Source organism: Niastella soli (assembly GCF_017742245.1).
GTDB lineage: Bacteria > Bacteroidota > Bacteroidia > Chitinophagales > Chitinophagaceae > Niastella > Niastella soli.
Genome location: NZ_JAGHKO010000006.1, coordinates 1 through 26,564, shown reverse-complemented (window position 1 = coordinate 26,564; position 26,564 = coordinate 1). Strand labels below are relative to the sequence as shown.

Below are 26,564 nucleotides of genomic sequence, written 5' to 3'. Positions count from 1 at the left end.
GTAGATTGGCCAAATCTTTTTTCCATAAAAAAAATCCCCCCGATGCATCGGAGGGACTACCTATTTTAATTATCAGCTTTTCTTATTTCGCATCCACACCTACATCCTTGGGATCGAGGATCCGGGCTGTTGCGGGTGCTGTGCTTACTTCATCGGCGCCAGCATCGAGTGGGGCCGTTCTCGGCTGGCCATCCATGTCAGTGGTAATGGCCGCATATGGATTTACTGCTTTCTTTCCTTTGGGCGCTGGTACGGCATCAATGGCCGGACTGCCAGCCAGTAAATGGATGGTTGGATAAGTACTACGGCCCAGTTTAGGATCGGTAGTAGTGAACGTGCCATCCGGCATATCGCCTTTGCTCTCCGCATTGAATACAATATTGCCTTCCCATACCGGATTTACATAAGGGCCGGTAATAGTGGTTGCGGGTCCACCGCCTCTGATGATATTGCGGGCAACCGTGATAGCTGTAGCGCCTAATCCTTTCTCACGAGTGCTCATAGAAATACTGCTGCTCTTGCAACTGATGATGGTATTGAATGCGATCAGCACGCGGTCGGGCCGGTCGTGACAGGTCAGTTGCGCACCTTCTGCTACTTCGCCATCGCCATTGCCTATCTCAATTCCTTTAGCGCATGTCTCAAAGTAGTTGCTATAAATTATATGATCATCCCCAAAGATGCGCAGTCCGGGGGTATTGTGAAAATAGTTACCATACACCTGGCAAAAGTTACCATGACGCAGCGTGAACTGTGCTTTACAATTGCGGATGGTATTATAGCGCAGCGTCACAGCCGATGCTTTTACCGAGATCAACTCATTCTCGCCTTCACATTCTTCAAACAGGTTATATTCTACAATGCTGTTGCTTTTAGACATGCTGAATCCGCTTAGTCCAAACTGAAATGCTTCAGCGCCATTCTTTCCACCCTGGCTGGCAAAATTGTAGAAATAGTTATGGTGGATCCATAAGCGCTCGGCAATCTGGCTGCCTTCGCCGCGGATGGCCAGGAAACGGCCCATGGAATTCTTATTTTGGAAAGTATTGTAATCGATCTGGTGATCGCTGCCGGCAATGGTCAGTTCCTCCCCTTCTCCTTCGTTCTCAAAAATGTTGTGTGTCCAGCGGCAAAAGCTGGTACCAGTACCCGTACGGGCTGTCTTGGCACCATGCGTGAATTTAAATCCACTGATCACAATATATTTGGAAGGACTCATAATAGCGAATCCGCCTGCGCCGGTTATCTCTGCCTGTCCGGTCGTTTGGGCCATAATTACAATGGGTTGCTCTTTTGTTCCCTCCCTTGAAATGGTAAGGGGATTGCTGGTTGCATACAGTCCATTCTGTACCAGCAAGGTGTCGCCTGGTTTGGCTTCATTGACTGCTTTTTGTAAATGCCCAATGGTTTTTATTACGATAGTGCCAGCTTTAGTTGGAGCGCTGGCCGTCATTAAAAAGATACAAGCTGAAAGCGTACGTACAATATTTTTCATGCAGGATATTTTACCCGTATTATAACAGTTTTGGCAAATATAATATTGTGTAATTAACCTGGTTATAGGGGTTTTTACTAAGGATTGAGCTATTTTGGCGGGGGGGGATTGACCTGTAAGGTGCGCCATTTGAGCCTGTACTTTCGGTGAGTTTACGCGCTCCTGACAGGTCAAATCCGGGAATGACACTATCGCATTAAATATTTTAATATATTTAATAATGTCATCAAATATCCAACCATTAGTGCCAGGCTGCATTTATCACGTATTCAATCGGGCTACAGGAAATGAAAATCTTTTTATAAAGGAAGAAGATCATTATAAGTGGATAGAACTTTTTAAAAAATACGTGCTGCCATTTTGTGAGCTATACTAATATTGCCTATTGCCTAATCATTATCATTTACTTCTTAGACTTAAATTTGATACTGCAGGTGATGATTTTTCAAAGGCTATGTCAGATTCTGCTAACAGTTTTTCGAAATGGCATAATAAAGAATATAAAAGAAAAGGTTCCTTGTTCATTCGACCATTTAAAAGGAAACTTATTGAAGATGATCATCAACTTGCCTGGACAACTTGGTATATTCATCGGAACCCGCTACATCATGGTTATACGATTGATTGGAAATCATGGAAATTTTCTTCTTTCCAAATTTTTTTTACTGAAAAGCCCACTGCTTTGACCAGAAATTTCATTCTGGATTTTTTTGGCAATAAAGAAGAATTATTAAAACAGCATAATCTAAACGCAAATGACACTATGCTTAATTTAATTGCAATTGAATAATTCGGTCAAGAAAGAAGACCTGTAAGGTTCGCCATTGGGTTCTGAATAATTAGAATGATGATGCGATCCTGACAGGTCGGATTAATAAAGCGAGGCGACCTGTCAGGTCCAATTTAACCTAATAATTGTTCAAGCTAAAATGATGGACCTTACAGGTCTACTAACAGGACGGTACAGGATTATCCCTATAGCTTCCATCCGTAATTTCCTGCATCTGTTTAACGATTTAAATGTGCCATTGTGATGCGTGTTCCCACTTTCCTTTTTAGTTCATTACTCCTGTTGATGCAAACCGGCTTCGCACAAAAGAAACTTTATGTTCTACCGCCAATGCCGGTTACTGAAGATAAACAGTTGGGATTTATTGTGAACCCGGCCGATTTCCCGGAAGTAAAAATGGACTTCCCCATGGCTACCGGTCCTTTTGAACCTACCTGGAGTTCTATAGATAAAAATTATCCGGGTGAACCTGCCTGGTGGCGCGATGCCAAATTCGGCATCTTCATCCATTGGGGACCGCAAGCCGCTGGCAAAAGTGGCGATTGGTACGCACGACGTCTGTATGAACCCGATCTGCCAGCTTATAAAAATCATGTGAAAGCGTATGGTCATCCCAGTGAATCTGGTTATAAGGAGGTATTACATCAATGGAACCCTTCGAAATGGGACCCGGCGAAATTGGTGCAGGCTTATTATGATGCCGGTTTTCGTTATGCACTGGTGGTGGGTGTTCACCACGACAATTACGACTTGTGGAATTCGCAGTATCAACCCTGGAATTCGGTAAAGGTGGGCCCTAAAATAGACTTCCTGGCTAAATGGAAAGCGGAACTGACCAAACATAAGATGCGTTTTGGGGTGGCCTTTCACCATGAATATACCTGGTGGTGGTATCAAACCGCCTTTGGAAGCGACAGCAGCGGTGCTAAAGCGGGAGTACCCTATGATGGCAAGCTGACCCTGGCCGATGGTAAAGGTAAATGGTGGCAGGGTCTGGACCCCAAACGGCTGTATACAATCCCCCTGCATTACAACACTGTTGACACCAATGGAAAACCATTTAAGATCTGGGAGATCGCGCATGGCTACCAGGGCATCTTTGGCAACAACCTGAACTACGCACACTGGTATGCCACCCAATGGGCTATGCGAATGGAAGATGTGGTGGACCATTACGACCCTGATTTTATTTATACCGATGGCAACAGCACCCAACCTTTCAGCGGCGCTAAAAGCGGTTCAGGTTATAAATGTGATGCGGGTGCCCGCGTAGTGGCTGATTTCTATAACAAGGCCATGGCCCGAAAGGACAAACCTTTCGATAAGGTCAGCATAATAAAATTCCTGCCTGTTAACCGGGGTGCCGGCAGAACGTTTGAGGGTTCCTACCCTAAAGACATAAAAAGCGATCAGCTCTGGATGGCCGACATGGCCGTTGGTGACTGGTTCTATGAACCTGGGTTTTACTACGATGCCAATATGGTGATCCATGCCCTCTTAGAATATGTGAGCCGCGATGGCAACCTTACCTTGTGTGTTTCTCTTACTCCCGATGGCGCTATGGACAGCGGCAGCGCCGCCATGCTCAAAGACATCGGCGCCTGGATGAAAATAAATGGAGAAGGTATTTATGGCAGCCACGCCTGGAAAAAACTGGGTGAGGGCGAAATGATCATCGATAGTAAAACAAAAGAAGCCAAACTGAAAACATTGCCTGGGGGCAAACTCAGTAAACGCCATGCAGACTTTACTTTCTCGACCAAAGACTTTCGCTTTACGGTTGGTAAGAACGGCGCCTTGTATGCTTATTGTCTCACGGTGCCGAAACCCGGTGAAGTGTTAACTATTCAATCACTTGGGGCGGATACGAAGATTAAATCAGTGAGTATGTTAGGAAGTAATAGTCCTTTGAAATGGGAGCAGAAAGCGGAGGGACTTCAGATTGTGTATCCGGCAAATGAGCATGGGAAATTTGCAGTGGCGTTTAAAATAGACCTGTAAGAGCTTGTCCACCTATAGAAGAAAGGTGGGTCACTCTTTCAGAGTGGCTCACCTTTTTATTTTATGCCGGCACTCCGACTCGTCGGAGCGCCATTCTAAGAGGGATGCATTTAAAATAGTCTTCGAAAAATAGGAACGACCTGTAAGGTCTGCCTTAATATCTTGCCAGGCCAGGCTGATGGGCAGACCTGACAGGTCGCTCGCTTTTTAACCGACATGTCAGATCCAAAACATCACACTGATTTTGCAAGACCCGATGATGGATCCGCCAAAGGCGGACAAGCTCTTACAGGTCTTTACTTAACTACAGGAAATGAACTTATTCGTAACCTCGCCCCGCCCATAGGAACAAGCCTTATTTGTTGAGATGGGCCACTTATACTAACCGGGCTCTGTGGTAAAACGGCACACAATCCATATTGATCTACCGTCCAGTTGGGGATCTGTTTACCAGTGGCGATCAGTTCAATGGGCGCGGTAGTATTGGTAAATGGATTGTTGTCTTTTGGCCAGGGTTTCCTTTTTATGATGAATGATCTACTCAACTGTCTCGGGTCAACCAGCAATCCAAAATTCCAGGGAGAGGCGGCAAAGATCTCATAGGAAGGCCAGGCCGATACATCGGCATGCTCCTGCCAACGGGAATCCCAGATGGCCGTTGCTTTGCTGTCCTGCTTTTTATATTCTTCTTTTATCAATAAGGAGAAAGTGAGTGGCCCGTAATTGATACTCACACTGTTCTTGTTCCGCTCCCACTGACGTAACTGTAATTGCATCGGTAACGTCAATTGTATCTTATCGCCATTCTTCCACTTTTTGTTTACCTGTACATAGGTACCGGCTGTCGTTTTCGTCGCTATTCGTTTGCCATTAACGCTTATTGACGCATTTGTGCACCAGCGGGGAATACGCAGGTAGAGTGGAAATTGTACAGCTTGAAGTGTTTGCACAGTGAAACTGATCCCATCTTCAAAAGGGTAATGTGTTTCGGTTGACAAGGTCACATCGGTCCCATCTCCTACTTTGGCGGTCACGTCGCCGGCCACATACAGTTGCGCGGCCAGTCCGTTATCGGGTGTGGCCATCCAACTATTGGCAGCATAATAAGCCCAACCAGCCGAATGGTTGTGCTGGCAACAACGGCTACTGAAAGGATTCATCATTAGAAAAGGGCCTTCATTGGCAATACCCGGTGCATGGTTCTTGCTGTCGCTCACGATCATATTGGGCGCCGTCAAATACCGCAGACTGCGATAGTCGGGCATAAAAGCGGCAGGAAAAGTATTAAAGGCAACGTCTTCGCAGTTGTCGGCCCAGAAGGCATCACCTGTAAATTGTAACAACATTTGGTCACTGGTCATTTGCTCAACCATGCCACAGGTCTCCACGGCCTGTCGCGGATCATCGTACCCCTTGCGGGCATTTTCATCGGCGCCAAACAGTCCGCCAGGTACCTGTCCATAAAGATCGCGCACCAGCTTGAAATCGTTGTACGTGGCATCCAGATCGGCCCGGTTATTACTTTGCATGTAATAGGTGGCCGGTTCCCGATAACTTTGGGCCACATTCACATTGTGCCAATTTGGTAAATTGTCTTTTTGACGCCAGTTGGCGGTATTGCGGTCAATCTTCGTGGCAAAGTCCAGCAACCAGTTTTCACCGGTGCGGTTGTACAACCAGTATACGCTGGACATATTATCGCCACCGCGACTGTTCTCCCAGTAATCTTCCAGGAACATACTATCGGGCAACGCATTTTCCCATTTGAAATAATTGCTCATGAAGGTCAATACCCGCGGGTCATTGGCATATTCATAATACGACTGCAAACACCATAACATAGGCATGTTGGTCCACAGGTCGCGTTTGCCATTACGCAATACTACCGGACCGAAATCGCCATCGGGCCGCTGATTGGTGAGCACTGCATTGATCCAGTAGTTGCTTTCATTGATCATTTGCTGATCGTGCAACAGATAACCGATGTGCGCATAGCCTTTTAACCAGTAGGGCACTTCTTCCCAGCCCCATTTGCCTTTTCCATCTTTTGTAAGCCACGCGTTGTCGGTCTTGGCCAGCCAGGCGCTGATCTGTCCCAGGTGACCGGTAAGGCCATCGCGTTGCAATTGCAGGAAATGTAGTACCCAGCCCTTTGGCTTGAATGCTTGAACAGGTAGTTTGATAAAAGGAGAAGGTTGTAATGGTTGTTTGTTACTTACATAGTAACTGTTTATTTGATTAATGGCAAAGGAAGGTCTCGATTGCTGTGCTTGTATAGTAAACCAGCAACTGATTAATAAGAGCAATATTTTGAAGTGTTTCATTGAGGTTTTATTTAGCTGGCTAAAGAGCAGCAGGCAATCAATGTCGTTTAGTTAAAGCTTGTTTATTAAAATCCCCTCCTGGGAGGGGTGGGGGGTGGGTTTATGAGTTTCATTCGACGTCATCAAAAAATACCCACCCCTATCATCAGTGTTTATGTGCTACACGCTGCGGCCCCTCCGATGGAGGGGATTTAGCTCTCCGTTTTTCTTATCTAATCGACATTGATTGCCCGTCCCATTGTCTATTCACTTTTTCATAGCCACCGAAGTGGGTTCATATAACTTACTATGTACTTTATTCAACGTAGCAACCGGTATTTTGGTAACCTTGCGGTCGTATGTCATCAAGCCATTCGTTTCTACTTCTACATCGGTAGTTTGCGTATACACAGCGGCTGACAACCCGGCTTTGATGAGGGCGGGAATACGGCCCACAAATTCTTCATAGCGTTTCAACAACTCATCGTTGTTCTTGAAACTCTGATAACCCCAGTTGTTTTTTTGCTGCCAGGTATGATTTTCTACCGGCAAGCCCAGGCCGCCAAATTCTCCTAATACCAACACCTGTTTCGTGCCAAACAGGGATGGATCGGGCATCAACGGCTCGGGATAATTATGCAGATCGATGATATGCCCTACCGGTTCAAAATTACCGCCGCTGGCGCTGTTCACCAGACGCGAGGGGTCCTGCTGCTGCGTTACCTGTACAATGTCTTTTGTTTTGAATTGTCCCCAGCCTTCATTGAAAGGCACCCATACTACAATAGAAGGGAAGTTGTAGAGTTTGTCCATAATAGCGCGCCATTCGTTGCGGTAGCTATTTTCTGATTCGGTAGAGCGGTCTTTATCACTGGCGCGTCCGTATACACCAGGGCGTGGTTCCCAATGATTGCCTAAATCGCCACTGGGCATGTCCTGCCATACCAGCATTCCCAGCTTATCGCAGTAATTATACCAGCGGGCGGGTTCTACCTTTACGTGTTTGCGGATCATATTAAAACCCATGGCCTTTGTTTGTTCGATGTCGTATTTCAGCGCCTCATCGGTAGGAGCAGTATACAATCCATCGGGCCACCAGCCCTGATCGAGCGGACCGTATTGAAACACAAATTCATTATTTAACAACATGCGTTGGATGCCATTGTTATCGGTGCCTACCGAGATCTTACGCATGGCGAAATAACTGCTGATATCATCGGTCTTTTTATTTTTTTGCACCAGCGATACTTTCAGATCGTACAGAAAAGGATGGCTGGGCGACCAAAATTCCGCATTGGGTATTGCGAGTGAAATTTCTGTTCCGGGCGTAGTGGTTTGTTCGGTGATCTTTTCTGAACCTTTATAAGCAGCGATCAGTACCTGGTCGCCGGGTTGTGCATTCTCTACCTGGGCAGCAACGCGAACGATGCCTTTGTCGATATCCGGCGTTTGTTTAATGCTCCTGAGATATGATTGAGGAACGGCTTCCAGCCAAACGGTTTGCCAGATGCCGGTCACCGGCGTATACCAAATGCCATTGGGTTTGTTTACCTGTTTCCCCCGGGGTTGCGGACCTTCATCGCTTGGATCCCATACCCGCACGGCCAATTGTTGATTGCCCGATTTGTTCAGCGCAGTAGTAATATCTATAGAGAATGGATCGTAGCCACCCTGATGGGTCCCTACTCTCTTTCCATTTATAAATACATCGCACAGCCAGTCTACCGCACCAAAGTGCAGCAGCACGCGTTTGTTTTTAAAAGTGGCAGGTATAGTCACTGTTCTTTGGTACCACAGGGCGCTGTCTTTCCCTACAGTTTTGGCCACGCCACTGAGCGCGCTTTCGATAGCAAAGGGCACCAGGATCTTACCAGCATAAGCAGTCGGGATGTTTTGCTCACCAGCAGGTAACACTGAATATTGCCATTGTCCGTTCAGGTTAAGCCAGGTGCTGCGCACCAGTTGCGGTCGCGGATAATCGGGCAACGGTTGTTGCGGATCTACTTTGTCGGCCCAACTACTCATAATATGGTCACCAGCTGGTTTCCATTGAGACTGGGCACACGAAGCCATCGTTATCATACTGGCAGCGAAGAATGCAAGCGGTCTCTTCATATACTAAGTTGTTTTATATCATTTAAACAAGACCTGTAAGGTCCATCATTGGGTCTTGCACAATCATCCTGATGTCTTGGACCTGACAGGTCTTGGTGAATTGAATCAAATGAATGCAGCACTCTTAAGTGGCTTGCATTCGACCTGTCAGGTCTGTTCATCTCCCTTGTTAGGCAAGCTCAAAAGGCAGACCTTACAGGTCTATTTTCACCACAGGCGAGAAGATCCTATCCTCCATCCCGGCTATCTTCAACCCAATTCGTGCATACACATACCCCTGCGCCGGCGTAAGTGTGGGCACGGCTACACTTAAATTTACGTTATTCGGATCGGTAATATCGTTTCCATTCACTGTTTTCACCGCCACATTATTAGCGCCTGACACAAAAGTTGTCTTGTTTATATACAGACTTACACTCTCCACATCCCGGGCCGAAGCATCGCTGATGATCTTTTCTATTTTAAATGTGCCCGAGATGTTTCCACCCGATTTGTTCATCTGTGGATTCCGGATCATATAATAGGGCGTTACGTCTATATCCAGTTGTTGATTGCCCTGCATGGTGATAAGCATGGTATCGGGTGCTCCTGCTGCTGTTTGTTTCCATTTAAATGGTCCCTGTCCATTGGGGATAATGAATTTGTAATTGCCATTGAACAGGAGCATGGAATAAGATCCATCTGGAGCAAACGTGGCACCAATAGGGCCCGTCTTTCCAAATCCATCCTGATATAATTCAAACCGTACCTGGTCGTATTCTGTGCCAATGGCTTCCCCTTTGTAAACCACCCGACCGGTGAGTTTGCTGGTAGGGGGATCGTAATTGTCTTTTTTACAAGATGCTGTTGCTATTGTTAGGAGCAACGCGATATAATTGATGTATGATTTCATAATTGTTAATTTATCTTTTTCAAGAATCCCGAGGTAAGAAGTAGGAGGTATGAAATTCGCGCACTTCTTACATCTTACTTCATACTTCAGATTCATAAAACCACTACACGCTCACTATTTTCCGTCTACCCGTTTTTATTGATTTGGTTGTTTAACAATCTTCGGATTATTCGCCCGCACATTATCATCGATCCAGGAGTAATAATTACCCAGACGGAATCGATTGGCGCCGGTGACAAGCGCAGGTAGTGAAACCTTGTACAGCCATTTGCCATTGTTGGCACTGGCCGGATCGTAGTACTTGTATGGCAATAATCCGTAAGGTTGTGTACTGCGTTTGGCTGCGGTACCGATGTTACTGAGCAGATCGGCTACCGTCATTTTATTACCATCCCACACTACATGTGCCAGTCGCCAGCGTTTCATATCATATAAGATGTGTCCTTCAAAGGCCAGTTCTACGCGACGCTCATGTACAATGCGATCGAAACTCATATCAGCGGCTGTTAAGGGAATGGTGAAACCTGCGCGGGTACGAACCTGGTTCATATAACCAGCAGCTATACCTGGTTGTCCCAATTCAAAGGCGGCTTCTGCCGCATTCAATAATACTTCGGCAAAGCGATAACGAATGAACGGGATCTCGCTGTTGGTACCGCGTGAGCCAGCCCCTGGTGTGGGATCAACATATTTGCGTAAGTAAAAACCGGTTTGGGCGGTAAACTCTTTATTGCTTACTGGTCCATCGAAACCCACCACCTGTACAGAGGAGGATTGCCCCGGTAATATTTTCTGAGCGCCGCGGTCGTCACCGGTGACGATGGTACCGTTTGCCAATTGGTAACCGGCCCAGATGTCAACCAGGCGTCCTTTAAAAGCCGAACCGGGCAGTATAACTGTTCCCCCTAACCGGGCATCCCGGCCGGCGAATATATCGAGTAGATTAGTGTAGTAAAGCGGGTTGCCAGCACCATCCGATGTAGGAATGGGCGCAAAACTGTTATCCAGCTTTTCAAATGATTCTACGAGGTTCAGCGAGGGATTGATGCGGCCGCCCTCTTCTTCTTCGGCACCATAGCGGGGTTGTGTACTAACAGTAAAACCATTCACCCTACCACTTTTCAGCTTGAAATCTTCTACCCAAATACTTTCGGCGTTATTGCTTTTGTCGAGAAAGATACTGGCAAAGTTCTCTGACAGATCGGGTTTCTTATTGTATAAGGCATAGGTACCGGCACTGCCGCTGATGATCTCTTTGGCAGCATTGAGGGCCTTGTTATAATAGCCAGAAGCCATGGAGGCCGGAATGCTTACTTCCAATCCTGACAGGGTTACCTGTGGAGTGGTGGCGCCATATTTGGCAATGGAACCGGCATATAATGCCGCACGGCATTCCATAGCCAGCGCCGCTGCTTTGGTGGCGCGGCTTTTTTCATTGGCATTTACCGGCAGGTCGTTCTTGATGGCTTCAGCTTCGCTGATCACAAAATCATACACTTCACTTTCCTTTGCCCTTGGATATTGCAGGTAGGTAGGGTCACCGCTAAAATCGTACAAAAGCGACTGGGTGATCAAAGGCACTCCGCCCATCCGTTTTACCATTTCAAAGTAATAGTTAGCACGAAGAAAACGAGCTTCGGCCAGAAAGCGGGCCTTATCAACATCGAATAATGCTTTTGCGGCCGTTGCGCGTTCAATGAATAAATTCAGATCGCGGATATAGCCATAGTCCCACGTGCCCCACTCGTTAAAACCCCATTCGTTGCGTTGCACAATACCAGCGCTGCCGTTCTCGGAGGGAAAGCTTTCGCTAAAATCTGCAAAGGACGACCAGCCATTGTCCAGGCCTGAGAAATCGAGCTGTCGGTTATACAGATCGGCGAGGATAGACAACACTTGTGCGGGGTCGCTGAACGCCTGCTCGTTGGTAAGGATGGAAGTGGGCTGAACATCAAGAAATTCACTGTCTTTTTTACAACCGGCTGCTAACAACAGCGCGGTACTAAATATGAAGAGGGATATCTTTTTCATAGTCAATTTTTAAAAGGAAAGGTTAAGTCCTACGTTTATAAATCTGCTTTGCGGGAACTGCAACCCATTGTCATCATTGATCTCAGGATCGATGCCGTAATCTTTTACATTGTCGAGCGAGAACAGGTTGTAAGCATTTATATAGAACCGGGCCCTTTCCATTTTTACCCTGCTGATGATATTTTTGGGCAGTGAATACCCTAATTCCAGCGTACGGGCGCGTAAATATTTTATGTTATGCGCCCAGAAGGTGGATGGGCGGTTAGTATTGCTGTGACCACTTTCATTAAAACGCAGCGCTGGGTATTTGCCGGGGATCCAGCCACTCTTGGTATCGAATGGATTTTCCCGGTGCCAGCGATCAAGGAAAATAGTATTCAGGTTTCCATCATTCTGGAAAGGGTTTCTGGTTTCCCAATTCTGAAACCAGGTATAACCAGAGGCGCCGGAGAAATCGGCCCGGAAATCGAAGTTGTTATATTGCAGCGTAAGGCTGATGCCATAATTGATATTAGGCGGGTTGTTGTCGCTGCCATACCCGATAGGTCGTTCATCGTAACCATCGATCTTGTTATCGCCATTCACATCTCTGTATATAAGGTCACCAGGTAACAAAGTTTTATTGCCCTGTCCATCTATGTTCACGGGATAATTATTGATCTGCTCCTGCGTAGTGAACTGGCCAACTACATCGTATCCCCAGTTGATCCGGGTAAGACGGTGTTCACCTGAGTTGCGGTATTGGTCCCAGGAATTAAAGAACACGGGATTGTAAGATGCCAGGAATTTTGAGCGGGAATACGACAGGTTACCGCTTACACTGAAACGTACTTTCTTATAGGACCCATTGTATGTCAATGCGCCTTCCTGACCATACTGTGCATCGGTGTTGATGTTCTCATCAGGCAGTGTATAGCCAATTTCTGAAGGCACTAATACATCTGATTTACGGCCACGCAAACCAGAACGTTTGCGATAGAAGTAATCGAAGGTACCGCTCAGCTTTCCATTCCATAAAGCGAAGTCGAGCCCTACATCGGTCATTTTACTTTTCAACCAGGAAATATTGGTGATGGGCACCCCGCGGTCTCTCGAACCTACAACAGGTACACCGCTTAAAATAGCTATGCCCTGGTTATAGTTGTAGCCCTGTACATAAGAGAATGGGTCCAGACCAAGTTGTTTGCCATCATCTCCCAGGATCCCATACGATCCGCGAAATTTCAAATCAGTTAATGGGTTGTTGCCACCCAGGAGTTTTTGCATAAAGGGCTCCTCTGTAATTCGCCAGCCGCCAAATACCGAGGGGAAATACCCCACCCGGTTGCCGGGCGCAAACAAATACGAGGCATCGCGACGGGCCGACATTTCCAGGAAATACTTGTTATCGTAATTATAGGTAAAACGGCCGATGTACCCGATACGTGCTTCTTTATCATCGCTGTCTTCATATGTATCAGCCGTATTGAAATAAATAAGCGTGAGCGCATTGGTACTGGGCACAGAATGGATCCTGTTACGCAGGCGCTGGTTCTTAATGCGTTCATTCACGAACAGCGCCCCGATGGTATGTAAACCAAATGTGCGGTTGTAGTTCAGTTTCAGTTGCTGGGTAATATTGATCTGTTTGATCTGTTCCCGTTCCCGCCAGGGATTGGTACTACCACCAGTTGGCTTATAGGTATCATCAAGCGGATTATAGGTATACGTTACATAGGTATACTCATGGTTATTATAATAATTATCCGCAAAATAATACGAATAAACGCCACTTACGGTGAGCCCTTTTACATAGGGGACTTCATAATCGGCATTAAAATTAGTTTGCAGCACCCGCCACTCATTGTGGTATTTACCGCTCCATTTCGTATTCAGGTAGGCCCAATTGGTCTCATTGTGTTTTATGTCATTGAGATAATTCGGGTTGTCATTGGCATAAGGCCGTTCCAGCGGGGTATTGCGCAGAATGGCAAAACGGGCCAGCCAGTAATCATCACCATAGGGCACACCGGGGTTGTCGCGTGTTTCAATGCGGCCATTGATATTCACCCCTACTTTTAGCCGGTTGGCAATTTTGGCGCTTACATTCGATTGGATGTTGGTACGGTTGAATTTATATTCACGTCCCAGTACAGAGTTCTGGTACAGGTGGGTGGCTGATAAATAATAGTTGATCTTATCAGATCCGCCGCTAACATTCACATTTACGGAGTGCTGAGGCGCATTCTTTTTTACGATAAAATCTTTCCAGTTAAAGCTCTGGTACCCGCGTTCTGTACCGGCTTTGTATTTCTCCAGTTCCTCCTGCGTTATGGTAGTGCTGCCATAGCGGTTGATCTCCGCTTCGGCGCGATACCGCATATAATCGTAGGAATTGGTCACTACATCGGGAAATCGTGTCCAGTTCTGGTAACCGGTATAGGCTTCTACATTAATTGTGTTGCGGGTGCCGAGTTTGCCCCGTTTGGTGGTAACGACAATTACACCATTTGCGGCGCGCACGCCATATACCGCTGCGGAAGCATCTTTTAATACGGTAACACTTTCAATATCATTTGGCGCCAGGTTATTGAACTGCCCGGCATCCTGTTGAATACCATCGATCACGTATAATACATCGCCCATATTGCGCACCTGCAGGTTGGCACTGGCGCCTGGCCGGCCATCCTGCATCCGGAAAGACACACCGGGTAATTTACCGGCTAAACTGGTACTTACGGTAGAACCGCCATGCACCATACCAATGTCTTTATCAGTAACAGCGACAACGGCGCCAATAACAGAGGCTTTCTTGGTGGTACCATAACCCACTACGATCACTTCCCCCAGGTCCTGCCGAAGTTTTTGTAACAGAACGGATAGATAAGCCTGGCTGTTGATGGGCGTTTCCTGGTTTATAAAACCCACCGATGAAATAATAAGTACCGCCGATTCACTGGAAACTTTAATATTAAAGGCACCATCGTTGTTGGTGGTTACCGCATTTTTGGTGCCCTTTTCAAGCACGGTAGCATTGGCAACAGCCGCACCGGTACTGTCTTTGATCAGTCCGGAAACGGTAAATACCGGTTTGTTTTGGGCCCAGCCGTTTAAAGAATTGAAAATAAAAAGGAGCAGAAAAACAAGGGACATGGTTTTTGGAGGAGGCAATACATGCCTGTTCAATTTTTTCATAAAGCAATCAATGTTTGGTTAAAAATGGCAGCTAAAGAGTATGCACTCTTTAATAAAATTTCAAACAATGAAATAAAATCTTTAGCACCACAGCGTTTATTCCCTGCGTTTCAGAATTAAATCATTTTGTTACATACTGTATTTTTATGATCCATTCTTGCTTATATTACCGTTCACTTCCCTTATAAATAAAGTATAAGACCGGGATGAACTGCTTACTACCACAACGATTGTTGCTATTACTATTATTATGGCTGTCCGTTAATACGGCTGCTGGTCAGCCCTATTATTTCAAACATTACCAGGTAGAGAATGGATTGTCGAACAATACGGTGTATTGCAGCATCCAGGATAACAAAGGCTTTTTATGGTTTGGCACCAAGGAGGGGCTGAACCGGTTCGATGGATACCGGTTTAAACTGTTCCGGTCAGACAGCGAAGGCAAACAATTGAAAAAGGATTTTATCTTTTGTTTGTTTGCCGACGAAAAAGACAACCTGTGGGTGGGCACGCAAAACGGGTTGTATCGTTTTGATTATGCGAAAGAACGACTGGTTCGTTTTATTGATTCGCTGCCGGAGGTCAATGATATCCAGATGGACCGCCAGGGGCAACTGTGGTTCCGCTCCTACGCAAAGGTTTGCCGGTACAATTTTACTACCCGCCGGTTAACAACATTTCCACCAGAAAAAACGGATTATGCTACTGCGCTTTGTATGAGTGGAGCCGGTGACATCTGGATAGGGTCTACAGATGGCCGCCTGAAACGCTTTGATACCGTGACGCAAACATTTGCCGGACCAGATGTGTTTGCGCATTCCCCTCAAATGCCTACCTGTTTTGTAAAAAAGATCTATCCGGCCGGTAAGGACGCGATCTTTATTGGCACTACCTGCCAGGGCATCAAACTCTATAATATTGCTACCGGCAGTTATACCGATCTGCTGATCTACAGCGCCGACAAAACCACCATTTATGTTCGCGACATCATTCAATACACCGACAATGAATACTGGTTTGCCACCGAGTCGGGCATTTTCATTTATAATCTTAAAACACGTGAGTTCACCAACCTGAAAAAACAGTTTTCAGACCCGTATTCATTATCGGATAATGCAGTTTATACGTTGTGTAAAGACCGCGAAGGCGGCGTTTGGGCCGGGACTTATTTTGGCGGCGTGAACTATTACCCCCAACCTTATACTCCCTTTACTAAATACTTTCCCGATTGTACCAATAAAACCATCAGTGGCAGCGCGGTGCGCGAAATATGTGAAGACCCGGATGGTAATATATGGATCGGCACGGAGGACGCAGGACTGAACAAGCTTGACCCACGTACCGAAACCTTTACGCATTATAAACCAACAGGCACACCCACCGGTATTGCCTATCACAATATTCATGGTTTGCTGGTGCTGGGCAACGAAGTTTGGGTGGGCACGCTTGATCATGGGCTCGACATTATTGACCGCAAAACAGGCCAGGTGGTCAAACACTATGGCAGCAATGTGCATGACAATACTTTCAGAAACAATTTCATAGTAACCATGCTGCAAACCAGGCGGGGTGAGATCTATGTTGGCAGTGGCGGCGGTCTGTACCAGTACCACAAGGCTACAAAAGCTTTTGAGTGGCTGCATGAAACCGAGTATGGGGAATTTATCAGTTGTTTAACGGAAGACCATGCCGGCATTATCTGGACTGGCACGCATAACCAGGGGGTGCTGTATTACGACCCGCTCACCCACCATTGGGGCCGGCTGCGAAACAATCCGAATGATACCAATAGTTTATCTATCAACGATATCAATGCCATTGGGGAAGACAGTCACCATAATATCTGGATCGCCACGGAAGGCGGCGGACTTTGTAAACTGGACGCCCAGCGACAACGTTTTACCCGCTACACCCTGCAAAACGGGTTGCCCAGTAATTTTGTGTTCAAGATAGTGGAAGACGATCACCAGCAGCTCTGGATCACTACCTCCAAAGGGTTGGTAAAACTGGACCCTGTTTCACAGACCATGACCGTTTACACGAAGGCCAACGGGTTATTGTATGATCAGTTCAATTACAACAGCGGGTATAAGGACCCGAGTGGGAAATTATATTTCGGGTCAATAAAAGGAATGATCGCTTTTCGCCCCGAAACCTTTACGGCTTCTTCTCTGGCCCCTCCGGTGTATATCACCGGGTTTCAGGTCCATAATAAAGAACTGTTGATTGAAAAAGACCATTCCCCATTGCAGCAGTCCATTCTATATACCAATGCCCTCACGCTGCCATATGATGAATCTTCCATCAGCATTGATTTTGCAGCATTAAGTTATACCAGTCCGGAGATCACCGAATACAAATACCGAATGGAGGGTCTGGATAAAAACTGGACATACCTTTCCACCAATCGCAAGGTGTACTTTACCAACCTGGCGCCGGGCCGCTATACTTTTCGATTGATGGCTGCCACCAATGGCCACTGGAGCCAGGAGAAACAATTGCAGCTCATCATTACCCCACCCTTTTATAACACCTGGTGGGCATGGCTGATATACGCGGCCATAGTGATCGCCATTGCCTGGTCGTTTATTCAAAGCTATCACAAGCGATCACTGGAAAAAAAGGAGAAGGAAATTTATGAAGCCAAGTTCGAGTTCTTTACCAATGTAGCACATGAGATCAGGACCCCGCTTACTTTAATAAAAGGCCCTGTAGAAAATCTGATGGAAAAAGTGGAAGAACTACCAGCCATTAAAGAAGATGTGACGATGATGGAAAGAAATACCAACCGGCTGATGACGCTGATCACGCAGATCCTCGACTTCCGCCAAACGGAAGCAAAGGGGTTTAGTCTTGATTTTACAAAGGTGAATATCACCAACCTGTTACAGGAAGTGTATACAAGCTTTCAACCACTGGCCAAAAAACGGAACCTGCAGTTTATGCTATTTTTACCCGACACCCCGGTAATTGGATGGGTAGATGAAGATGCGTTGAATAAGATCCTCTACAACCTGTTCAGCAATGCGGTGAAGTATGCGGAACAGGTAATCACCGTGCAATTGTTACCCGTACAAAAAGAAGACACCGCATTTGTAGTAGAGTTTTCCAATGATGGCGTGTTGATACCGGTATCCATGCGGGAGCGGATCTTTGAACCCTTCTATCGAATAAAAGAGAATATAAAACAAAAAGGAACAGGCATTGGTTTAACCCTTGCCCGTTCGCTCACGCTGTTGCACCAGGGTAAACTGTATGTAAAAGAGAACACCGGGGCGCTGAATACATTTGTGCTTTGCTTACCATTACAACCACCTATAAAAAAGAAATAAACCTTATGAATCAATTGCCGCTGATCTTGCTGGTAGATGATGAAGAGGAAATCCTGGATTTCCTGGAAAGGATCTTGCAACCAAAATACGCAGTACTGAAAACATCGAATGGACAGGAAGCCTTGCAGGCGCTGGCTTCGAACGTGGTACAACTGATCATCAGTGATGTGATGATGCCGGATATGGATGGGTTTGCATTGTGTTCATTGATCAAATCGAATGTGGAGTACTCACATATTCCCATCATTCTGCTTACGGCCAAGAATACCATTCAGGCCAAAGTGCAGGGGTTGGAGCTGGGTGCCGATGCCTATATAGAAAAACCTTTTTCAAAGGAGCACCTGCTGGCGCAGATGGCCAGTTTGCTCACCAATCGCAATATGATCCGGGAGTATTTTGCCAATTCCCCGCTGGTGCACATTAATAGTATGGCGCATACCAAAGCCGATGAACAGTTTCTGGCTACGCTGCATGCCATTATCATTGAGCATATGGAAGAAGTGGAGCTGGATGTGGAACAACTGGCACGGTACATGAATATGAGCCGGGTGACCTTATACCGCAAGATCACCGCCATCAGCGACCATACACCGCTCGAACTGATTCATATTACCCGGCTGAAAAAAGCCGCCGAACTGCTGGTCTCCGGTGATTATAAAATGTATGAGATTGCCGCCATGACGGGATTTAGTTCGCAGAGTAATTTCACCAGGAATTTTCATAAACAGTTTGGGGTCGCTCCTACTGATTATGCATTGCGGAAGAATAAGGATGCTTGAGAATGAAGACCTGTAAGGTCCATCATTGAGTCTTGCACTATCAGCCTGACACCTTGGACCTGACAGGTCTTGTTCATTTATCAAGACCTGTCAGGAGCGCTTAAGCCATCTACGTACACTGACTCAAATGGCGCTCCTTACAGGTCTTGCCTATCCCCTTTTCCATTAATGAGTACATTCATGAAACGAATCCCCCGCCGGATAACTGAATGAATTGACGAGTTTCCAACGCACCTTGTACATTCCAAAGCTGGTGTTCTTGAAAACAGTAGCGCCATTCAGGTCGGTGATCACATCAGTGCGCCAGGTCTCTCCGCCATTGCCATTGGCAACATCCAGGATGGTTTCATAGCCATCAGGGCCATTGCACACCGATTTTGCCCCACTGATAGTTTTTATCAAAGTAAATACACCAGTAGATACATTGAATTTATAGACATGTCCACTGTTTGTTAGCCACAGATCGGTAGTGCTGCCATACACTGGGAACAGGTCATGTGCATTGCCTTGTGGCATGGTATAGGTCTTTTTTAAAGTGAGGACCGGGCTGCCGCAGCTGTTGTTATAACTGAAGGCCTTCAGCTTGTCTTTACCGGCTGCCCATAACAGGTTGTTGGCTTTATCCCATACCACATTGTGCACATCTTCAAAGGTTACCTTTCCTCCTTGTTTGCTGTCGTCATTAATATAGGAATCTACGGTGAAAATAAGCAGGTAGCCACCAGTGGTAGAAGCGGTAACCACATTACCATTGGGAAGTACTTCTGCGGAGTGGGTATTTCCACCGGCATAATCGTACCAGATGGCTTTTTTGGTTGATACATTGATGATGGCCACCCCACCGCCCGATGCAGTAGCCAGAATATATTTACCACTGTATATCGGTTTGGCCTCGCTGAGGTTGGAGAACCAGCCTTGCGCACCAGAACGGATCATGGCATAGGAGGCAGTGGGTTTCCATTCCCACGTAATTGTATTACTGTTGGCCACATCGACCATTACGATACGGGCATTCTTTTGATCGCAGATAACTATCTCTTTGGCAGTAGCTTCTTCAGCGGCCTGTGTCGTTACCAACTCCGAGGCGTCATCAGTTACAGGTATTTGAGAGACATTTTTTTTACATCCCAGTGCAAATACCAGGGAAAAGAAGAGGGAAACGGAAAAGATCTTTTTCATGAATAAGTGTTTTAATAAGTAATAAGGTTGTACACTGCATTCTATAAAAAAAGCCTTTACCCGTTTTAAAATACATGACAAAGATATGCACATCCGGCAGGTGGTTATAGTTGCCGGTTTTATGCAATAGGAAATAATCTAATAATAATAGATTATGAATATATAGTAAATAATCACCAGCCGCAAAAGTTGGCACCTTATTCTTTAATAGCCGGTAACCCATCAGAATAAAAGAGGGGCGGGAAAGTGAACGCCTTTCCTAAGATTTTTCGGTAATTGACAGGTTTTGCCTGGGTTTGTAATTCGTAGGTATACGTTCCGGCCCCCAGGTATTCAGTATATGAATTGATCAATGGCATTCTGAGTTGACCGTTCTTAAAAAGCTTTTGATTTCTTGATACACTCAATTGAAGTGTTGCTTTGGCACCAGGTGGTACAACAACGGTATAAGATATTTTACTACCGTTTCGTTTCCAGGACGATACAATAGTACCATAGGGCGACCGGTGGGTAGCATCCAACTGGTTCAGTCCGTTTACAAAATTCGGCTTCAATAAGAACCATTTAAAGCCTGGTAATTCTGCTGCTGGTTTTATTCCGCCCAATCCCTTGTAGAACCAGGCGCCTATTTCGCCAAACATAATATGATTGAGTGAAATGTCATTGGCGGCATCGATCTTCCAGTTCTCATATAAAGTAGTGGCGCCATTTACGATCCACCAACCCCAGGCGGGAAAGCTTTCCCTTGAAGCCAGTTTATAAGCCAGGTCAGCATAGCCGTTTTCACTCAATGCATTCAGGATGGATTTGGTGCCCAATAGTCCCACATCAAGTCTGATGCTGTCGGCCTCTACCCGTTTAGCGAGGTTAGCAGCGACTTTCGTTACCAGGGAATCAGGTACCACGTTCCAGTATAAGGGAAAACTTAATTCGGTTTGCGTTCCGCTGCCATAGATGCCGGTTACCGGGTTCAGGTATTTGTCGTTTATGGCGCTTTTGATCCTGGTGGCCAGCGAATCATACTTTTCTCCATCAGCTGAATGGCCCAGGATGTGTGCGGCTTTGGCAAGAATATAAGCATCAGTATAATAGTAGATGGACGAAGTAAGCTCAACCGGTGATTTTGATTTTACCGGCACCCAGTCGCCCAATCCCCAGGTGGTTAAACCGGAAGGATATAACTGGTCAATGTGATCAACATAGCGTTGGATGTTATCGTAACAACGCGCTAACAAAAGGGTATCACCATAGAATAAATAAATGTTCCAGGGAATGATGGCGATGGTGCTCGTCCAGTCGGGACCGTTGGCCCATTCATACCCCCAGCCACTGGTAGGAACGATGGCTGGCAACACGCCATTGGGCTGTTGTTCATCCCGATGATCGGCCAGCCATTTTTCATAAATGGTAATACCATCAAAATTGTACAGCCCCGTCTCTATGTTGATATGTGCATCGCCCGTCCAGCCGTTCTTTTCCCGTTGGGGGCAATCGGTGGGATAACCATAAAGGTTTGACAGATAGGAATTATTGGTCGCCTGCCAGATCTTGTTGATGACAGGGTTGGAAGTTGTTACCGTACCAAGCGCGGGCACATCACTATGCATGAAGTAACCGGTTAGTGCTTCTTTTGCCAGTTTCACGGGTACACTGCTGGTCACTTCTATGTATTGAAATCCTTTGTAGTTGAAGCGGGGCATAAAACTTTCGTTGCCCTTGCCACTGGCAATAAAGATGTCGGTACCAAAAGGATCGGCAGTACCAACCGGCCGGTAGTGTACATCGATGTTCGATTGATCAACATGGCCATCTGGTCGCAGCCGTTCGCCATGCTTTAACCGGAACAGGGTACCAGCCGGCGCATTGACTGTCAGGCGGCTTACACCTGCGATGTTCCGGCCAAGGTCAAACACAAAGGTGGTATCGTTAAAAGCATGTACAGATTTAGTGGGTATAGTATCTGTGATGCGGATAGGCTGCATAATCTGAGCTACAATATTCGTTGATGGGGCCGCGCGATAGATCACTTCTTTCCATTTTGAATCATCAAAAGCAGCTTCACTCCAGCCGGGTTGTTCCAGGCGGGCATCATAGTGTTCACCAGTATAAATGCTATTGAAGATGACCGGACTTCCGGTTGTTTTCCAATCTTTACCTGAGGTGATCGTTTCCACGCTTCCATCCTCATATGTAATGCGCAGGTCCATACAGAACGCGGGCCGGTTGCGCCAGGGAGCTTCATGAAAATACCACACGGCTGTTGATTGGTGATTGTACCAGCCATTACCCAACAGAACGCCAATGGCGTTTTTTCCGCTTTGCAGCTGGGCAGTCACATCATGGGTAAGGTACAGGGTGCGCCGGTCGAACCGGGTATACATAGGATCGAGGCGATGATCGCCGATCCTGTTGCCATTGAGATATAGTTCATACAACCCGGCGACTGCAATGTATGCGCGGGCGGACCGTATTTTCTTATTAAGAGAGAATGCCTTTCTGAAATAAGGCGCCGGTTTAGTATTGATGTCCCGGCTGTCACTGATCCAGGCGCCTTGCCAATTGACGCTGTTCATCATACCTGTTTCAAAACAACCAACTGAAGATAACGGTGATACCTGTTTATCTTTATCCCATACCTGAACCGCATAAAAATACCGGGTGAATGGCTGCAGGGGTTTGCCCTGGTAAACCACCAGTTGCTGGGCAGATGGCATGGAATCCGTTTTCCAAAAATTTCCATTACCCTGGCTTACAGCCAGTGAGTCGGTCCCAACAATAACCTGAAACGCTGTTTGCCATGCTCCTTTGCGGGTATCCTTTAATTGCCAGGTAAAACGCGGTTGTGCAGCATCTATCCCTAAGGGATTGGTCAGATACTCACAGCGCAACTCCACGGGTAAACATACCGATTGCGCCATTGTATTAATAGCAAAGACCATTAATACAATGGCGCAAATTGCTTTCTTATGTAACATGCTTAGCTCTTTAATAATGCAGGCTGTTCTTTATATGTCTTCCACAAGAACTCACCGAACAAGGTATTTGCCCAGGCGAACCAGCTACGGCTGAATTTTTTGGGATCGTCTTTATGAAAAGATTCGTGCATAAAACCAGTATCGGCATGAGTTTTTCGCAACATGTCAATACAGGCTTTGATCTCGGTAATGTTGGTGCTGGTAAGTCCGCGCATAATGATTCCCATGGGCCAGATCATATCCTGTCCAACGTGTGGACCGCCAATACCTTCACCCGCTTTGCCCTTATAGAAGAAAGGGTTGTCAGCTGACAACACCAGCTTGCGGGTATTTTGATATACAGGATCTGATGTTTTTACGGCACCCAGATAAGGCATACCGAGCAGACTGGGTACATTGGCATCGTCCATTAAATTGAAACTGCCAAAGCCATTCACTTCATAGGCGTATACCTTTCCATAGCCTTTGTGCTCTACTATGGCATATTGTAGTAATGCCTTCTCCACTTCACTGGCCAGTGCATTTAACTGGGCAGCAGTAGCGGAATCTTTTACGATGACAGTGAACATTTCTGCAGCTTGCCGTAAGCTCACTACCGCAAAGAAATTAGAAGGTATCAGGAAAGAAAACAGCGTAGCATCATCACTTGGGCGGAAAGCCGAGCAGATCAATCCCACTGGTCTTACCGGGTAGCCATAACCGCGCATAGGCTGCGTATCGGTGGCATGCGGTGTAGTACGCTGAAATTTATAGGAACCATTGCCACTCTTACGTTGTTGATCGCGGAAGGTAGCCAGGATGGTCTTGATCGCTTGTTGCCATTGTGCATCGAAAGGCGTTGTATCACCGCTGAGTTTCCAGTAGCGATAAGCCAGGCGGATAGGATAGCATAACGAATCGATCTCCCATTTGCGTTCATGCACACCGGCCTTCATATCGGTATGGTCTTTTTCCCATTCACTTTTCTTCTCGGGATCATTATAGAATGCGTTGGCATATGGATCTTTCAGAATACAGGCGGTTTGTTTATTGATAACGCCGGCGATCAACTGTTGCAGGGGTTTATCCTGCAACATAAATGCCAGATAAGGCCATACCTGGGCGCTGCTGTCTCGCAACCACATAGCATCGATGTCACCGGTGATCACATAAGTTTCGGGGCGCCCGCTTTGCGTAGTATGAAACACAGTAGTATCCAGTGTATTAGGGAAGCAGTTTTCAAACAGCCAGGCCAGTTCAGGCTGTTTAACATTGGCCTGGAATTCTTTTATGGCATTTTCCACTGCGGTACTGGTGAAGTTCCGTTTATCGGCCGGGGTACGAACTACGGGGTATTGAAGGGGGGCTGTCAGGCCACGCATATTGCCTAGTAATAAACCAGCGCCTGCCAGAGTAGATTGTTGAATAAAGCTTCGCCTTTTCATATGTGACATGTTTATTGCAAAATTTGCTGGTAAATCTACATGTTTAATTCGTTTAGCAGCATTTGATTGGCAATAAACCCCCAAAGTCACCTCTTCTCCTAAAACGCAAATCCCCGGCTTTTCAGTCAGGGATTTGCAACAAACATGCTGGGGTATCTGCAGGTATATCGAATGAAAGTAATTAGATCTATAATCCGGCTAATGCTTCCAGTAACATACAGGCACTCAGTTGTATGGAGCCATCTGTTTTAGGTCCTTTTGGCTGGGCACTCCAGTCAGAATTGAAGATATAATCGGGTCGGTAAGTAGCTTTGGTAAGTAAGCTTTCTCCATTTGTTTTCAGGAATTGAATATACTCGTTACGGGTTGAACGGCTGATCTCCTTCAATCGGATCAATTCATTTAAATAGCTGATGAAGATGCCTTTGAACAATCCGCCGTCGCCTGCGCCTTCATCTTTCAGGATACCATTGGGCGCAAATTTTTGTTGGTCCTTTATGATGTAATTGGCAGTTTTCAGCGCATCCTGTAAGTATTTATTGTCTTTAGTGATGGTATAGAGTTCGAGCGCTGCGCCCAGCCAGGTACCCTGGTTGTAGGTATAGAGGCCAGTTTCCTTATAATTGCCAAAGGCGTCCCATACTACACCACGACTTGTATCAACAAGGTATGCTTCCTGCCACTGATAAATTTTCTTTGCCCAACTCAGGTCCTCCCCTGCTTTATTGAGTTTGTACAGTTTTGCAGCAATGATAATGGCCGGACCGTTACTGCAGGCATTTTTTGAATCAGGCATACCGCTTTGCCACATGATCCCACCGCCATGGATGTTTGTCCAGCCAGCATTAATATTGTCCCACAGTATTTCGGCCACTTCTTTGTATTTGCTGTCATTGGTAACATCGTAGGCATGCAAACAGGCGAGGGCCAGCCATTCCATATCATCATAGAACTTATTGGCCCAATGACTACCGTTCATGTTATAGATCCCGGTAAGCAGATTGCTCATACGGGCAGTATAAGCAGGGTCTTTGGTACGGGTAAATCCATTGGCCAGTACATCAAGGGCATGGGCATTCCACCAATAGTCGAAGGTGTCGTTTCCGTTGTTGTTGTGCAGGAAATAGTTTTGACTTTTTGACCAGAACTGGGTGGTGAGAGCTTGCTGGGCGCTGTCGGCAGCCTTTGACCAGTTGATCTTTACTGATTGTGAAAAGGCGGTGGTTACTGATAAAATTGAAAGGGCTAAAAGAGTCAGGAACTGGTTCATAATAGGGCGTTTTAATTTCTAATATTAATTAATCAACCGCTTTTCATATGGACCATTGGGCTTTAAATGAATTTATCTTGAATATACTGAACCAAATTCACTTTTACTAGCCCCCAGCACTCCTAACTCACATATATATTATTCTATAATGAATATCTAATTAATGGCTATTTGATTTGCATATCAATTACACAGTTCAAAGCTTGAAGTTTCGGGCTGCTGGTTGCTGGTTCCAGGTTCGGGGAGGTCCCAGGTTGGCTCCGTTCCCGCCATGAGGAGAGGCGTCAGCCGAATTTTCTTGTAATAGATATGAAGGAAGTGAATCACTACAGTTTCGAAAATATGAGGCGCAGCCGAATTCAGTAATCCTTATTCCGGCTATGAGGCGTCAGCCGAATGTTGTTGTAGTAGAGATGAAGGAGGTAAATCACTACAGTTTCGAAAATGTGAGGCGTAAGTCGAATATCATAATCCTTGTTTCGGGCATGAGGCGGCAGCTGAATGCAATAGTCGATGATGGAAGTAAATCAGCTTTAGGTTTCAGCCATGAGGGACCCAGCCGAATGTTGTAATAGAGATAAAGAGGAATCAATCCAGGTTCGGAAATATGAGGCATAAGCCGAATATCGTAATCCTTATTCCGGGCATAAGGCGCAGCCGAATCCCGCATTTCCATTGCCGATTCACGATTGCCGATTGACGGACCTGAGCGCAGCGAAGGCCGGTTTGCCGTATCATGTTTAACCTTTCACGTTTCACGTCTTGCCAATCAGTAAGATGCTGCAGCTTAATTGGAGAGGCGGT

14 protein-coding genes are annotated in these 26,564 nt (G+C 46.2%); 4 read left to right on the top strand and 10 right to left on the bottom strand.

The genetic code is table 11. The annotated features are described in order from the left end of the window. Positions 1–82 precede the first annotated feature (82 nt). Complete coding sequence (locus tag J7I42_RS23425; protein WP_209141315.1) at positions 83–1,495, bottom strand: polysaccharide lyase 6 family protein; 1,413 nt, start codon at positions 1,493–1,495, stop codon at positions 83–85. A 385-nt stretch (positions 1,496–1,880) separates the two neighbouring features. Here J7I42_RS23425 and J7I42_RS23420 point away from each other — a divergent pair, with 385 nt between their 5' ends. Together J7I42_RS23420 and J7I42_RS23415 are read left to right on the top strand one after the other, a co-directional pair. Next, positions 1,881–2,285 carry a hypothetical protein gene (locus J7I42_RS23420; RefSeq protein WP_209141314.1) on the top strand — a complete coding sequence of 135 codons (405 nt, stop codon included), beginning with the start codon at positions 1,881–1,883 and terminating at the stop codon, positions 2,283–2,285. Positions 2,286–2,528: 243 nt separating this feature from the next. Continuing rightward, a complete protein-coding gene (locus tag J7I42_RS23415) occupies positions 2,529–4,286 on the top strand; it encodes an alpha-L-fucosidase (protein ID WP_236065574.1) in 1,758 nt (585 codons plus the stop codon). 296 nt (positions 4,287–4,582) lie between these two features. On the opposite strand, the gene J7I42_RS23410 is transcribed toward J7I42_RS23415, so the two are convergent. The 5 genes from J7I42_RS23410 to J7I42_RS23390 form a co-directional block, all read right to left on the bottom strand. Further along, positions 4,583–6,610: a beta-L-arabinofuranosidase domain-containing protein gene (locus J7I42_RS23410; RefSeq protein ID WP_209141312.1), complete on the bottom strand. Its 2,028-nt coding sequence runs from the start codon at positions 6,608–6,610 to the stop codon at positions 4,583–4,585. Between the two features lie 246 nt (positions 6,611–6,856). After that, positions 6,857–8,704, bottom strand: coding sequence for a glycoside hydrolase family 2 protein (locus tag J7I42_RS23405; RefSeq protein ID WP_209141311.1), 1,848 nt, complete (start codon positions 8,702–8,704; stop codon positions 6,857–6,859). 193 nt (positions 8,705–8,897) lie between these two features. Further along, entirely contained in the window at positions 8,898–9,596 is a 699-nt protein-coding gene (locus tag J7I42_RS23400; protein WP_209141310.1) for a DUF3823 domain-containing protein, read from the bottom strand. 135 nt (positions 9,597–9,731) lie between these two features. Next, entirely contained in the window at positions 9,732–11,627 is a 1,896-nt protein-coding gene (locus tag J7I42_RS23395; protein WP_209141309.1) for a RagB/SusD family nutrient uptake outer membrane protein, read from the bottom strand. 9 nt (positions 11,628–11,636) lie between these two features. Next, complete coding sequence (locus tag J7I42_RS23390) at positions 11,637–14,801, bottom strand: SusC/RagA family TonB-linked outer membrane protein (RefSeq protein WP_209141308.1); 3,165 nt, start codon at positions 14,799–14,801, stop codon at positions 11,637–11,639. A gap of 206 nt (positions 14,802–15,007) precedes the next feature. Here J7I42_RS23390 and J7I42_RS23385 point away from each other — a divergent pair, with 206 nt between their 5' ends. Together J7I42_RS23385 and J7I42_RS23380 are read left to right on the top strand one after the other, a co-directional pair. Continuing rightward, on the top strand, positions 15,008–18,133 hold the full coding sequence (locus tag J7I42_RS23385; RefSeq protein ID WP_209141307.1) for a ligand-binding sensor domain-containing protein: 3,126 nt from the start codon (positions 15,008–15,010) through the stop codon (positions 18,131–18,133). Between the two features lie 5 nt (positions 18,134–18,138). Continuing rightward, complete coding sequence (locus J7I42_RS23380) at positions 18,139–18,912, top strand: response regulator transcription factor (RefSeq protein WP_209141306.1); 774 nt, start codon at positions 18,139–18,141, stop codon at positions 18,910–18,912. Between the two features lie 165 nt (positions 18,913–19,077). Here the strand turns inward: J7I42_RS23380 and J7I42_RS23375 are convergent, their stop codons facing one another. The 4 genes from J7I42_RS23375 to J7I42_RS23360 form a co-directional block, all read right to left on the bottom strand. Beyond that, positions 19,078–20,091 carry a DUF6528 family protein gene (locus J7I42_RS23375; RefSeq protein ID WP_209141305.1) on the bottom strand — a complete coding sequence of 338 codons (1,014 nt, stop codon included), beginning with the start codon at positions 20,089–20,091 and terminating at the stop codon, positions 19,078–19,080. 197 nt (positions 20,092–20,288) lie between these two features. Continuing rightward, positions 20,289–23,066 (bottom strand): alpha-L-rhamnosidase, encoded by a 2,778-nt coding sequence (locus tag J7I42_RS23370; RefSeq protein ID WP_209141304.1) that lies wholly within the window; start codon positions 23,064–23,066, stop codon positions 20,289–20,291. Positions 23,067–23,068: 2 nt separating this feature from the next. Then, entirely contained in the window at positions 23,069–24,490 is a 1,422-nt protein-coding gene (locus tag J7I42_RS23365; protein ID WP_209141303.1) for a glycoside hydrolase family 125 protein, read from the bottom strand. A gap of 187 nt (positions 24,491–24,677) precedes the next feature. Further along, on the bottom strand, positions 24,678–25,760 hold the full coding sequence (locus J7I42_RS23360; RefSeq protein WP_209141302.1) for a glycoside hydrolase family 76 protein: 1,083 nt from the start codon (positions 25,758–25,760) through the stop codon (positions 24,678–24,680). Positions 25,761–26,564 lie beyond the last annotated feature (804 nt).

What these genes read in the sequence shown, in the direction of transcription:
- J7I42_RS23385 (WP_209141307.1), top strand. Translation starts at nt 15,008, where the DNA reads ATGAACTGCTTACTACCACAACGATTGTTGCTATTACTATTATTATGG.
- J7I42_RS23365 (WP_209141303.1), bottom strand. Translation starts at nt 24,490, where the DNA reads ATGAAAAGGCGAAGCTTTATTCAACAATCTACTCTGGCAGGCGCTGGT.
- J7I42_RS23400 (WP_209141310.1), bottom strand. Translation starts at nt 9,596, where the DNA reads ATGAAATCATACATCAATTATATCGCGTTGCTCCTAACAATAGCAACA.
- J7I42_RS23390 (WP_209141308.1), bottom strand. Translation starts at nt 14,801, where the DNA reads ATGAAAAAATTGAACAGGCATGTATTGCCTCCTCCAAAAACCATGTCC.
- J7I42_RS23415 (WP_236065574.1), top strand. Translation starts at nt 2,529, where the DNA reads ATGCGTGTTCCCACTTTCCTTTTTAGTTCATTACTCCTGTTGATGCAA.
- J7I42_RS23425 (WP_209141315.1), bottom strand. Translation starts at nt 1,495, where the DNA reads ATGAAAAATATTGTACGTACGCTTTCAGCTTGTATCTTTTTAATGACG.
- J7I42_RS23410 (WP_209141312.1), bottom strand. Translation starts at nt 6,610, where the DNA reads ATGAAACACTTCAAAATATTGCTCTTATTAATCAGTTGCTGGTTTACT.
- J7I42_RS23375 (WP_209141305.1), bottom strand. Translation starts at nt 20,091, where the DNA reads ATGAAAAAGATCTTTTCCGTTTCCCTCTTCTTTTCCCTGGTATTTGCA.
- J7I42_RS23405 (WP_209141311.1), bottom strand. Translation starts at nt 8,704, where the DNA reads ATGAAGAGACCGCTTGCATTCTTCGCTGCCAGTATGATAACGATGGCT.
- J7I42_RS23370 (WP_209141304.1), bottom strand. Translation starts at nt 23,066, where the DNA reads ATGTTACATAAGAAAGCAATTTGCGCCATTGTATTAATGGTCTTTGCT.
- J7I42_RS23395 (WP_209141309.1), bottom strand. Translation starts at nt 11,627, where the DNA reads ATGAAAAAGATATCCCTCTTCATATTTAGTACCGCGCTGTTGTTAGCA.
- J7I42_RS23360 (WP_209141302.1), bottom strand. Translation starts at nt 25,760, where the DNA reads ATGAACCAGTTCCTGACTCTTTTAGCCCTTTCAATTTTATCAGTAACC.
- J7I42_RS23380 (WP_209141306.1), top strand. Translation starts at nt 18,139, where the DNA reads ATGAATCAATTGCCGCTGATCTTGCTGGTAGATGATGAAGAGGAAATC.